Annotated in this window: 9 protein-coding genes; 2 read left to right on the top strand and 7 right to left on the bottom strand. The window is 64.1% G+C overall.

What is annotated here, in order from left to right; translation table 11 throughout:
• Nucleotide 1 precedes the first annotated feature (1 nt).
• Nucleotides 2-1,333, bottom strand: coding sequence for a FecR domain-containing protein (locus tag AB4Y31_RS26155; RefSeq protein WP_368676523.1), 1,332 nt, complete (start codon nucleotides 1,331-1,333; stop codon nucleotides 2-4).
• A 500-nt stretch (nucleotides 1,334-1,833) separates the two neighbouring features.
• On the opposite strand from AB4Y31_RS26155, the gene AB4Y31_RS26150 reads away from it, so the two are divergent.
• The gene (locus AB4Y31_RS26150) at nucleotides 1,834-2,538 is read left to right on the top strand and encodes a response regulator transcription factor (RefSeq protein ID WP_018439526.1); all 705 of its coding nucleotides are present in this window, start codon (nucleotides 1,834-1,836) and stop codon (nucleotides 2,536-2,538) included.
• Nucleotides 2,539-2,614: 76 nt separating this feature from the next.
• Here AB4Y31_RS26150 and AB4Y31_RS26145 read toward each other — a convergent pair whose 3' ends face one another.
• The gene (locus tag AB4Y31_RS26145) at nucleotides 2,615-4,993 is read right to left on the bottom strand and encodes a tetratricopeptide repeat protein (RefSeq protein ID WP_368676522.1); all 2,379 of its coding nucleotides are present in this window, start codon (nucleotides 4,991-4,993) and stop codon (nucleotides 2,615-2,617) included.
• Nucleotides 4,994-5,206: 213 nt separating this feature from the next.
• On the opposite strand from AB4Y31_RS26145, the gene AB4Y31_RS26140 reads away from it, so the two are divergent.
• Complete coding sequence (locus tag AB4Y31_RS26140) at nucleotides 5,207-6,265, top strand: response regulator (protein ID WP_368676521.1); 1,059 nt, start codon at nucleotides 5,207-5,209, stop codon at nucleotides 6,263-6,265.
• Nucleotides 6,266-6,328: 63 nt separating this feature from the next.
• Here the strand turns inward: AB4Y31_RS26140 and AB4Y31_RS26135 are convergent, their stop codons facing one another.
• From AB4Y31_RS26135 to doeA, 5 genes are all read right to left on the bottom strand, one after another.
• Nucleotides 6,329-6,763: an H-NS family nucleoid-associated regulatory protein gene (locus AB4Y31_RS26135; protein ID WP_368676520.1), complete on the bottom strand. Its 435-nt coding sequence runs from the start codon at nucleotides 6,761-6,763 to the stop codon at nucleotides 6,329-6,331.
• Nucleotides 6,764-6,867: 104 nt separating this feature from the next.
• Nucleotides 6,868-8,268 (bottom strand): aspartate aminotransferase family protein, encoded by a 1,401-nt coding sequence (locus AB4Y31_RS26130; RefSeq protein ID WP_368676519.1) that lies wholly within the window; start codon nucleotides 8,266-8,268, stop codon nucleotides 6,868-6,870.
• 33 nt (nucleotides 8,269-8,301) lie between these two features.
• Nucleotides 8,302-9,810, bottom strand: coding sequence for an NAD-dependent succinate-semialdehyde dehydrogenase (locus tag AB4Y31_RS26125; RefSeq protein ID WP_368676518.1), 1,509 nt, complete (start codon nucleotides 9,808-9,810; stop codon nucleotides 8,302-8,304).
• Nucleotides 9,811-9,838: 28 nt separating this feature from the next.
• Nucleotides 9,839-10,906, bottom strand: coding sequence for a N(2)-acetyl-L-2,4-diaminobutanoate deacetylase DoeB (gene doeB / locus AB4Y31_RS26120; RefSeq protein WP_368676517.1), 1,068 nt, complete (start codon nucleotides 10,904-10,906; stop codon nucleotides 9,839-9,841).
• 4 nt (nucleotides 10,907-10,910) lie between these two features.
• Entirely contained in the window at nucleotides 10,911-12,140 is a 1,230-nt protein-coding gene (gene doeA, locus AB4Y31_RS26115) for an ectoine hydrolase DoeA (protein WP_368676516.1), read from the bottom strand.
• Nucleotides 12,141-12,154: the final 14 nt, after the last annotated feature.

Here is a 12,154-nt window from a genome sequence, read left to right as displayed (position 1 = left end):
TTCAATACGCGAGCGTAAACGAACGCACGCCGGCGGCGGTTTCATAGAAGCGGCCATTTTCGAACTGCTCGGCGATGACGGTCCAGTAGTAGACGCCCGCGGGCAGGCCTGTCACCACGAATCGATGCCCCGAGATATCCACTGCATCGACGAGCGGATCGCCCAAATCCTCGTTGCGCGAAAGAACGAAACGAAAATGCGTGTCGACGCCGGGGCGGCTTGCGAGCCAGCGGAACTCGTAGCTGCGTGCACCGGCGGCGCGACCAGCCGACGCGTCGACTCCATTGCGGCGCCGCTCGAACGCGTAGACGCGCGGCACGCCTTCGAGACCTGCGCCGTCGATCGCCGAGACACGAACGAAATAGGTCCCGTCGGCGACATCCGCGAACGACGCGTGGGGCGTTTCGGTGCGCGTCTCTCGAATGAGGTCGAGCGTGCCCGCGTCCCGCGCGATATCGAGGCGATAGTGCGTCGCACCCGCCACAGGCTGCAGATCGAACTCGACCTGAGGGCCGTCCTGTATTCTGGCCGGATGCGCGAGCATGGGCGCCTGCAACAACGCGACAGGCGCACCCACCGCGCCGCCTCGCGTCACGCTGCCATAGCCGGCGGGCACGAGTTGGGACTCCGGCGCCGGCGCTTGTTCGTCGAGTTTGACCTTCGTGGCCCGCGCGCGCGTCTCGGCGTTGCCGACCGCTACCTTTCCGTCGAGCACTTCGACCGTCGTCGCGACCGGGTCGAAATTGACGCGAAAATGCGTGCCGCGCACGCCGGCGACGATCGAAGGCGCATGGATCTCGAAACGATCGTCCGGCTTGGTCAAGTGTTCGACCTCGCTTTCCACTTCACCGCGAATCAGCGAGAAATCGCGTTCGGTCCGTCCCGTCAGCACCGTTCGCCGCAATGTGCCGAGTGCCAGCGTGCTTCGTGGCGTCAGCGTCAAGTGCGTTCCGTCCTCGAGCTCGATGGTCACGAAACCGTCGGAACCCGTGCTGATCGCATCGCCTTCCCCAAGCGACGCGCCCTCGGCGAGCGGCAAAGACGGGACTGTCTTCGAGATGCGCTCGGCGTCCCCGCTCGCCGCGAGAACCCGCACCATGAGCGGATCCCGCTTCAGCAGCGCGACAGGAAGCTTCAGCAATGTGCCGGGCTTGAGCCTGCGAGGCGCATCGACGTGGTTCAATCGCGCGAGCACACGCCAATCGTGCGGATCGCTCAAATAGTGGTCAGCGACTTCGTAAATCGTGTCGCCCGGTTGCGCGGCGTAGGAAACGGTCTCCGGCTTGGCGGCCCTATTGACCTTGGCGGCCTCCGCCCGAACGACGGGCGACATAATAAAGAACGTAAAGCCTGCCGTAAGGATCGCGAATGCGCGGCGCTGCCGTACAACGCTACTCGGCAATCGGCGCATCTCACGCAGAAAAAACAAAAAATATCGTTGTGACATTGCGCCCAAACGAGAAAAAGTCACCAGATATTACGCACCCCTTATCATTTTTTCAACGGCTTGCGATAACAGTGCCGCGACGCCGCCACGCTTGCCACCCGTATCGCGGCAGCAGAATATCGATCATCGGTCAATCAGGACGGAGCGTGACGACAAAATGTCATGCTCGCCGCAGTGCCGCAAATGCCTCGATCGACGAATGCAAACAATTGTCAACTCCCTCCTGTTGGGGCCTGGCCTTCAGGCGCAACGGCACTGATTGGCGACCGGGTCCGCGATCGAGTCCAAAACCCGATGAGCGGATAGCGCTAGAATTCGCAGTTCCACCATGCGACCGCAAAAAAACGTGGTTCGGCGCATTGCCTCGTGACCGGCGGGAGAACCCAGTGAAGATTGCGTATCTGGAAGACGATGAGGGCCAAGTCGAACACGTCAACAAATTGTTGGCGAGCCGCGGACACGAATGCTATCCCTTCACCGATGGCAGCCAGCTGATCCGCAGGTTGAAGCGCGAAGGTTTCGACATGTTACTGCTCGATTGGCAGGTCCCCGGCGTAAGCGGACACCAGGTTACGCTTTGGGCGCGGGCAAATCTCGGCGAGCATGTGCCCATCATCTTCATGACGAGCCGCTCGCTCGAAGAGGATATCGTCGCGGCGCTCAGCGCGGGCGCGGACGATTACATGATCAAGCCGATTCGAAAAGCCGAGCTGATGGCGCGCATCGATGCGCTCGCGCGTCGTACGAATCAGCATTCGCCGCGCAATGCCGAGTCGATCGAACTCGGCCGCTATCGGATCGACCCGGGAACGCGCACCTGCTACGTCGGCGGCGCGCCGATCGAGCTGACTAGCCGCGAATTCGATCTTGCCTTGCTGATGTTTCAGCATGTCGGGCGAATACTTTCACGCGAGCATATCGGTGGAACAGTCTGGGGACAGCCGCCGAGCGCGATTTCCCGCACGCTCGATACGCACGTCTCCAGGGTGCGCGCGAAGCTTCAACTGCGGCCCGAAAATGGCTTGCGGCTCACGCCCGTCTACGGACACGGCTATCGGCTCGATCTGGTGGGCGACCCGCAGGACAGTTGAGCCGTCTCCCTGGACGAATTCGCGCACGGCCGAAAGGCGGCAAGCGAGCGGCTCGGACCGCTGCGCGAGCAATGACTCACTGGCACCACTGCAGCCACATTTGTCTGAATGCCTGCTCGACGTTGTGGGCAAAGCGGGCCCCGTCCATCAGCGGCGAACTCTGCATCCGTGCCCGCAACCCCGCGCGCAAGCCGGCAAGACGCGGCAAATCGCATGCAAGCCCGATCGCCTTGCGCGCGAACTCATCGTCCGTGAATGCCACGAGCTCGGTCAGGCCGAGGTTGCCGAGCTGACTCAATCCGCCGCGGGCCACTGCGGTCGTGCCCGCGCGCGAAACGACGGGCACGCCCATCCACAACGCGTCGAGACTCGTCGTGTGACCGTTGTACGGAAACGTGTCGAGCGCGAGATCGATCCGTCGATAGGTCTCGAGGTAGGCCGCGCGCGGCCGGAAGGCGACGAACTCGATGCAGGCCGGATCGATTCCGCAGGCGCGAGCGCGCTCGGCAAGCCTTTCTCGCGCACGGCCCGGCGCGGCCATCAAAAGGAGCCGTGCATCGTCCAGCGCGGCGAGCACCGGAGCCCACATTCGCAATGTGTGCTCGTTGAGTTTGCAGGGGTTGTTGAGACAGCCGAAGGTAAGGCGGCCTTCGGTTAGCGCCGGCAGCGCGTTGACAGCGGGTCCATCGCTGAGCGGATCGTAGCACCAGAACGTCTCGGGCAAGCGGATCGAGCGCTCGCTGTAGCGGTCGTCGCCACGATCGGACGGCGGATCGAGCCACGGGTCCGTTAGCCGGTAGCCGATCGAGCGACTGCCCGTGGTTCCCGGATACGCGAGCCAAGCCACTTGCACAGGCGCGGGACCGCGCGCGAACAGAAGCGGCCGGCCATCCGCCATGTGCATGGTCAGATCGACGAGCACGTCGATGCCGTCCTCTCGAACCATGCGCGCAAGCGTTTCGTCGTCGATGTGGCGCACCTCGCGCCAGACGTCGGCATACCGCGCGAGTCGGGCCGTCACCGCATCGGGCCGCTGCACGCTCGAATAGCAAAATATTTCGTACTGCCGATGATCGTGATGCGCGAGCAGCGGCGTCATGAAAAGCGATTGGCAATGATCGCGAAAATCAGCCGATACGTAGCCGATCTTCAAACGCTTCTCGCCCACCCGTTCATTGCCGTAAGCACCGCTTGCCGGGACAACACGGTTCTCGTGGCGCTCCGCGAGCCGCCGGCATTCGTCGAGAATTGCGTAGCCATCGTCGACATGAAACGCGAGCGAGTAAGCCAGATTGCAGTGCGCGACAAGATTGTCGGGGTCGTGAGCGAGCGCCTCTCGATAAGCGGCAATCGCTTCGTCGAGCGCGCCCGTGTCCTTCAGCAAGTTGCCCAGATTGTTGTAGGTCGTCGACCGAGCCGGCGCGTCCGTTGCGCTTTCGCGCGACGCCAGCGCCGCGCGATAATGCGCATCGGCTTCATCCATGCGTCCGAGCCTGCGCGCGAGGCTCCCGGCGTTGTTGTGCGCGGCGACGAAGCCGGGCCGCGCCTGCAACGCGCGCGCATACGCAGCGCCTGCCGCGGCAAACTCCCCCAGCGCCTCCCGTGTCACGCCAAGGTTGTTGCACGCGTCGGCATGATCGGGAATGAGCGCGAGCGCCGCTTCGTATTGGTGGGCAGCTTCGGTATAGCGGCCGAGCGCATGAAGGACGGTACCGAGGTTGTAGGCCGCGTTCGGAAAACGAGCGTCGAGCGCGAGCGCTCGTCTCAGCGCCGTTTCAGCCTCCGTGAACCGCCTGCGGGCGGAGAGCGCCGCGCCCAGATTGACCCAATGGTCAGGCGCGCTCGGCTCGGCTCTCACCGCGTCGTCGGCAAGCGCAATCGCTTCGTCGAGCCTGCCTCGCGCCAGCATCAATGTCGCCAGGTTCGTCAGCGCGCTCGCATAGCGCGGATGCGCCGCAAGAGCGCGCCGGTACGCAGCTTCGGCGGCCTCTGACTCGCCGCACTGCCGATGGCAGTTGCCGAGATTGTTCAGCGCGTCGAGATTCGCCGGATCGAGCTTAAGCAACGCCTCGTAGGCCGCGATGGCGGCGCGCCAATCGCCTTTGGCTTCGAGCAACCCGGCCAATGCGAACCGGGCATCGACGTAAGCCGGCTGCTCCGACAACAAGTTGAGATAAGCATCGATGGCCTCGTCGAGGCGGCCCAACGCAGCAAGGATCTGGCCTTCGCCGAGCCGATAACGCGGCTCGCCAGGCACGTGCGCTCGCGCCCTAGCGACCCACGCGAGCGCCCGCTCGGGATCGCCGGTTTGAAGCGCGAGCACGCCGAGCCGGAACATCGCGTCGTGATGCCCTGGCGACTCCGCGAGCATCGCCTCGTACAGCTCGCGCGCCTCGGCAAACTCGCCCGCCAGATGATGGGCCTTCGCCCGCGCAAGCCGCGCCTGCATCGACATCGATTCCACCCTCTATCACAAAAGATTCCGCGATTGTAGAGGTTCCGCCTGACGCGTCGAAATGTCCTTTACCGAACGGATCGAAAACCCGCGACTTCCATAATGCGATCGTGAAGCCCGTGCGCCGCGTCGCGACGACGATGAGTACGCGGTATCGACCCGATGCGAAGCCGGCGATGTGCGCGGCGGGCGGCGCGTCCGTAGGTGAATCCGTTGAAAGTAAATCGTTCGATTCTGGTTGCCGCCGATAGCGAGACTTGCGCCCGACGCGTGACGCGCTTCATTGCCGAAGCGTGCAGCATCCGTATCTCGATCGAACCGATGCAAATTGTTTCGGACTTCGAAGCATCGCGGCCCGCGGTGCTGGTGCTCGCCTTCGACACCCTCGCAGCGGCCCAGGACTACCGGAACCGTCTCTTCCGTTCGAGCCGGCTCGCGCACGTCACGCCGCACAAAACGATCGTGCTTTGCAGCGTCGGCGAGCTGCAGCGTGCCTATGAAGCGTGTGAGGCAGGCCTCTTCGATGACTACGTCCTGTTCTGGCCGCAGCCGTTCGACGTTCGGCGCCTCGATATGGCGATCCATCACGCCCTCAGTCTGCTTTCGAAAGCGTCGTGCGACGCGGTCGGCGTCGATCAATTGGCCGCGCACGCACGGCACATCGCTCGTCTCACGCCGAATCTGGCCGAGCATGCCCATCGGTTCGCGCACGAAGTCGGCAGGACGCATGCCGCCGCGGACGCCGCCGCTCGATCCGCGGGCCCCGTGTTCCAGCGATGCTTTCGTCAGGTCGGGGAATCGGTCGATGCCTTGTGCACGGCGGCGCAGGCGCTTGCCGGCGCGCTCGGACCGCAGTTGCAGGCTACGCGTGTCATGGGCGCGCTCGCGGAGCGCGTTCGCCCGACGGTGCTCGCCGTCGAAGACGATGCGTTCGAGCGAAGGCTGCTTTCGCATCTGCTCGAAAATACTAAAGTCGAGTTGATCCACGCATCGACGGGCGCGCAGGCATTCGACTCGATCTGGACGCGGCGCCCCGATCTCGTTCTCATGGATATCGATTTGCCCGACCTCAACGGCATGGAAATCACGCGCCGTCTAAAGTCGGTCGAGCCGCTTGCCAGCATCCCGGTGGTGCTCATGGCAGCGTACGCCCGGCGTGCCGTCGTCATGGAAAGCCTGAAAGCAGGCGCGGCAGGCTTCATGCTCAAGCCGCTTCACCGGGCCACGCTTCTCGACAAGATCGAGGCGTTCCTGCCGGGAAGCATTGTGTGATGGGAGAGAGGCCTCGCAAAGGGGTGCCCGACAATTCGAAAGCGGGCACCGTGCTGAATTCGTTCAGTTCGCGACGCGGAATTGCTCGGGATCCTTGCCTTTGAGCCAGCGCGGACGCGGGCCGCGCCCGCCCCACGTTTCGCCGGTTTCCGGATTGCGGAATCGCGGCGCGCCGCTCGACGATTTTGATTTGCGGCGGGGACCGAAAATGTCTTCGGGCGTGAATCCGAACGCCGCAACCGTTGCACGGATATCTTCGAGTGCGGCTTCTGCCTCGGCTCGCCGTGCATTTTCGATTTCAATGTCCAGTTCTTGCTTTTTTGCCAATAGTTCCTTGTAAGTCGCCACGGACAGGTTCCTCCAGTTTCGTCTGCTGTGAACGCAACGGATTCTAACGGCGCTCGCAACAACTGTGTGAAAGTTCGAAATTTTTTCCGACTTACCTACAGTTTTCGGCCTTTTCCGGCGCCCAAAGCACCGCTCGTCCTGCGCGAGCAACGGCTGTGCCCAGCAAGGTGAGGCGCCGCCGCGCGAGCACGTTTGCGTGGCCGACGATTCCCGTCATGAAACCTGCGGCGGCCGACGTCGGCCGCCGCCTCGCCTCAAGCCGAAGCGACCGTCGCCCCGGCCAGTTCCGCGGCCACCTCGTCGACTGCTTCGCGCGTCAAGCGCACGATTTCGTCGACGTCCGCTCGCGTCGCGACGAGGGGCGGCGCGAAGCCGAGAATGTCGCCGTGCGGCATAGCACGCGCAATGAGGCCACGGCGCAACGCCGCTGCCGACACGCGCGGCCCGACTTTCAACGCTGCATCGAAGGGACGCCGCTCGTCCTTGTCGGCCATGAACTCGAGCGCCGCGAGCATCCCCACGCCGCGCACTTCGCCGACGAGCGGATGGTCGTCGAACGTGGCATGCAGCCTGGCGAGCAGATAAGCGCCCGTCTCCGCCGCATTGCTTACGATCGATTCCCGCTCGAGAATCTCCAGGTTTACGAGCGCGGCCGCCGCGCACAGCGGATGACCGGAATAGGTCCAGCCGTGTCCCATCGCGCCGAACTGCTCGGAAGCCTCGTCGATCACATTCCAGACACGCTCGCCGACGATCACGCCCGACAGCGGTGCGTAGGCGCTCGTCAGCCCCTTGGCGACAGTGATCAGATCAGGCTCGATGCCGTAATGCTGCGAGCCCATCTTCGAGCCGACTCGCCCGAACCCGCAGACGACCTCGTCCGCGATCAGCAGAATGTCGTGCTTCCTCAGGACCTGCTGAATGGCCGGCCAGTAGCCGGCCGGCGGCGGAACGATGCCGCCCGTTCCCATGACGGGCTCGCCGATGAAAGCGGCGATCGTGTCGGCGCCCTCGCGAGCGATCAGCTTCTCGAGCTCGTCGACGCAGTACGCGACGAACTGCGCTTCGTTCATGCCGGCCGGCGCCTTGCGATACCAATGCGGGCAGATGGTGTGCTTGACGCGCTCGATCGGCAAATCGAAATATTGGTGAAAGCTCGGCAGGCCCGTAAGGCTGCCTGTCACGATGCCCGAGCCGTGATAGCCGCGCTCGCGCGAGATGATCTTCTTCTTGTTCGGTCGGCCCAGCACATTGTTGTAGTACCAGACGAGCTTGATCTGCGTCTCGTTCGCGTCCGAGCCCGACATGCCGTAATAGACCTTCTTCATGCCGGCCGGCGCCCATTGGATGATGCGCGACGACAGTTCGATGATCGTATCGGTGGAGTGACCGACGTAGGTGTGATAGTAGGCGAGCTTTTTCGCCTGCTCGTAGATCGCCTCGGCCACTTCCGTGCGCCCGTATCCGATGTTCACGCAATAAAGGCCCGCGAATGCGTCGATATAGGAGCGGCCTTCGTGGTCTTCGATGCGGATGCCCTTCGCGCCGGTGACGATGCGACCCGCCAGCATGCCGGACGCATGATCGTGAGCGTGCGTGGACGGATGCATGAAATGGGCGCGGTCCGCGGCAAAGAGGTTTTCGAGTGTGGTCATGGTTGTGTCTCCATCAAATTCGATCAAATCAAATCAGGCCGTCGCACCCGCGACTCTTTCGCGCGGCTCGTCTTTCGTCAACGGCAGGCCGAGTTGACCGAGGCAAAAGTATTTGGTCTCGACGAACGGCTCGAAACCCTCCGTGCCGCCTTCGCGTCCGAGGCCCGACGCCTTCATGCCGCCGAACGGAATCGGTGCGCCCGTAAACTTGGCGCCGTTGACCGACACCATCGCGAAATCGAGCCGGCGAACGAGCTGGAATATCGTGTTGATATTCGTCGAGCAAACGTAGGCCGCGAGGCCATACTCGGTATCGTTAGCACTCCGTACGACTTCGTCGACCGTATCGAACGGCGCCACGGCTGAGATCGGCGCGAAATTCTCCTCGTCGTAGACGCGCATACCCGGGGCGGCGTCGGCGATGACGGTCGGCTCGAAAAACCAGCCGCCGCGCGAGTGCGGCGAGCCGCCCACCGTGATGCGCGCACCCGCCGCACGCGCTTGCGCAACTCGCTCCACGGTCGCATCGAAGGCCGCCTGGTGCATGAGCGGACCGACATCGACGCCACTTTCGAAAGCGGAACCGACCTTCAACGCGCGCACGGCATTGCTGTACCGCTCGACGAACGCCTCGTAGAGGGGCCGCGCGACGAAGATCCGGTTCGCGGCACAGCAATCCTGACCCGAGGTCTGGAACTTGGCGGCGACGGCCACTGTCACGGCTTGATCGAGATCGGCATCGGCCGCGACGATGAAAGGCGCATTGCCCCCCAACTCGAGCGCGACCTTCTTGATGCCGGCCTCGGCCGCCGCGCGCGTCACGAGCGCGCCGACGCGCGTCGACCCGGTGAAGCTGACCGCGCGCACGCGCGGATCGCCGACCAACGTTTCCATCGCCATCTGCGGTGTGCCGAGGACGACGTTGAAAACGCCGCGCGGGAAACCGGCCTCCTCGGCGAGCTGCGCCAGCGCGAGGGCGGAGAACGGCGTCTCGTGCGCCGGCTTGACGACAACCGTGCAGCCGGCGCCGAGCGCCGCCGCGGCCTTGCGCGTGATCATCGCGACAGGGAAGTTCCATGGCGTGATCAGTGCGGCGACGCCCACGGGTTCGATCACCGTCGCCAGATGCGCACCGTCGATATGCGTCGGAATGTTGCGTCCGGCAAGCCGCTTCACCTCATGCGCGAACCAATCGATAAAGCTCGCCGCGTAGGCGACTTCGCCGCGCGCTTCGGCAAGCGGCTTGCCCTGCTCGAACGAGAGAATCGCCGCCAGGTCGTCGCGATGCCGCAGCACGAGCTCGTGCCACCGAGCGAGCGCCGCCGCGCGTCGGTTGACGGGCGTCCAGCGCCACGCCTCGAACGCTTGGTGAGCGGCCGCAACCGCGCCTTCGATTTGCGCGCGCGAGAGCATTGGCACGTGGCCCAGCACCCTTTGATCGGCCGGGTTGACGACATCGACGGTCGTACCGTCGTCGCTGTCGATCCATCGCCCGTCCACATAGCAAAGCGATTTCATGAGAACCGGATGACCCAGCAACATGGAAAACTCCTTCATCAGTCCACCGATATCAAACGCCGGCGTATCCCGCCGCGATCCCCCGCTCGACGACTTCGGCGACAACGGCGATCGTGTCGCCAACGTGCACGAGGCCGGGGAAGTGGCGCGCCGCGAGCAGGCCTGCCGTGCGCGCGCGGTATTCACGGGGCCTTGCGCCCGTTCGTGTCGCGTCATGGATGCGCGCGATCAGCTCGCCGCTTTCGACGGTATCGCCGAGGTCTTTGCAGACCTCGAGCAGCCCGTCGTGCTCGCTCGTCGTGTAGCAATCGGAACCGGGCATGTCGAGCAGCGTCGTCGTGCGCGAGGCGCTCCGGGCGCAATTCGCCGTGCCATCGGTCGCTCCGTTTCGCTCGCTCGTCACCGGCCAGATTCCCGCATTGGCGAGAAAGCCGCGCACGCCTCGCTCGGCAATGCGAACGCTTGCGGCCGTCGCCGTCCCACCGCCGCCGAGCTCTGTCGTGACGAACACCTTGCCGGCCTCTTCCGCCGCCGTGTCGAAAAGCCCAACGCTGTCGAGCTCGAGCATGCGCATCGAATAGGGCGCGCCGAATGCGCGCATCGCGGCCTCGGCGCGCGCCTGCTGCTCGACGTCGGGCAGCTTGTGAATCGCGGCGAACGGCACGAAATCGAGCGTGCGCCCTCCCGCGTGGATGTCGAGCACGAAGTCCGCGAGCGGCAGCAGGTTGCGCTGAAAATAGTCGGCGATCTTCTGAGTCACCGTACCGTCGGGCCGCCCCGGAAAGCTGCGGTTGAGGTTGCCCTGGTCGATCGGCGACGTACGACGGCCCGCGCGGAATGCGGGGTAGTTCATGAACGGAACGACGATCACGCGGCCCGTCACATCGCTCGCTTTGAGCGTCGAAGCGAGTTTCGACAAAGCAATCGGCCCTTCGTACTCGTCGCCGTGATTGCCGCCCGTGAGCAGCGCGGTCGGCCCGTCACCGCGTTTCACCACGGTGATCGGAATCATGATCGCGCCCCACGCCGAAGCGTCGTGCGAATGCGGGAGCCGCAGAAAACCGTGCTGTTCGCCCTCAGCTTCGAAATCGAGCGTCGGTTGAATCGGGGATGGCAACATCGGCTTACTCCTTCACGAAAAGCCGGCGCGGCGTATTGCAGAACGTCTCCACGCCCGACTCCGTGACGAGGATGCTCTCCGTGATCTCGAGCCCCCAGTCGTCGAGCCAGAGCCCCGGCATGAAATGGAACGTCATGCCGGGCTCGAGGACGGTTTTGTCCCCGGGACGCAGGCTCATCGTGCGCTCGCCCCAGTCGGGCGGATAGCTGGCGCCGATCGGGTAGCCGCAACGGCTGTTCTTCTCGATGCCGAATTTGCTGAGGACTGCGAAGAATGCCTTGGCGATGTCCTCGCAGGTGTTTCCCGGCTTCGCGGCGGCGAGTCCCGCTTCGATGCCTTCGACGACAGCCTTTTCGCCGTCGATGAAATGCTTGGGCGGCTTGCCGAGATAAACCGTGCGCGACTGCGGGCAGTGATAGCGCCGGTAGCACCCGGCGATTTCGAAGAACGTGCCGGCGTTCGCGGCGAACGGCGTATCGTCCCAGGTCAGATGCGGCGCGGCGGCATCGGCGCCCGTCGGCAGCAGCGGCACGATCGCCGGATAGTCGCCGCCGTACTCGTTCACTCCGCCGATGCCGGCCGCGTAGATTTCGGCGACCAGATCGTTTTTGCGCATGCCCGGCTCGATCCGCTCGACGATATGCCGATGCATGTTCTCGACGATGCGCGCCGCGATCCGCATGTATTCGATTTCGCGCGGCGATTTGATGGCGCGCTGCCAATTGACGAGCCCTGTCGCATCGACCCACGTCGCGGCGGGAAGATGACGGATGAGCGACGCGTAGGCCGCGGCGCTGAAGTAGTAATTGTCGAGCTCGACACCGATCCGGAGCTTGCCCCAGTTGTGCCCTTCGATAACTTCGCGCGCGAGATAGTCCATCGGATGCCGCTCGCGAGACTGGACGTAGTGATCGGGATAGCCCACGATCCGTGCATGGTCCATGAAGACGGTGCGCTTTGCTCCGTTGGCGTCCTGGCCGCGACCGAACCAGATTGGCTCCCCTTCCAAGGCGAGCAGCACGCACTGATGGACGTAAAACGACCATCCGTCGTAACCGGTGAGCCACGCCATATTGGTCGGATCCGAAACGATCAGCAGATCGATTCCCTGCGACTGCATCGCTCGACGCGTTTTGGCGATGCGTGCATCGTATTCGGCACGTTCGAACGGCAGACGGACGGGCGATACCGCGGTCTGCGCCAGGGGGGGGGGTTGCATGGTTTGTTCCGACATCTCTTCCTCGCGGA

The organism is Trinickia sp. EG282A (assembly GCF_040965455.1).
Lineage (GTDB): Bacteria > Pseudomonadota > Gammaproteobacteria > Burkholderiales > Burkholderiaceae > Trinickia > Trinickia symbiotica.
This window is presented reverse-complemented; position numbering and strand designations above follow the sequence as displayed.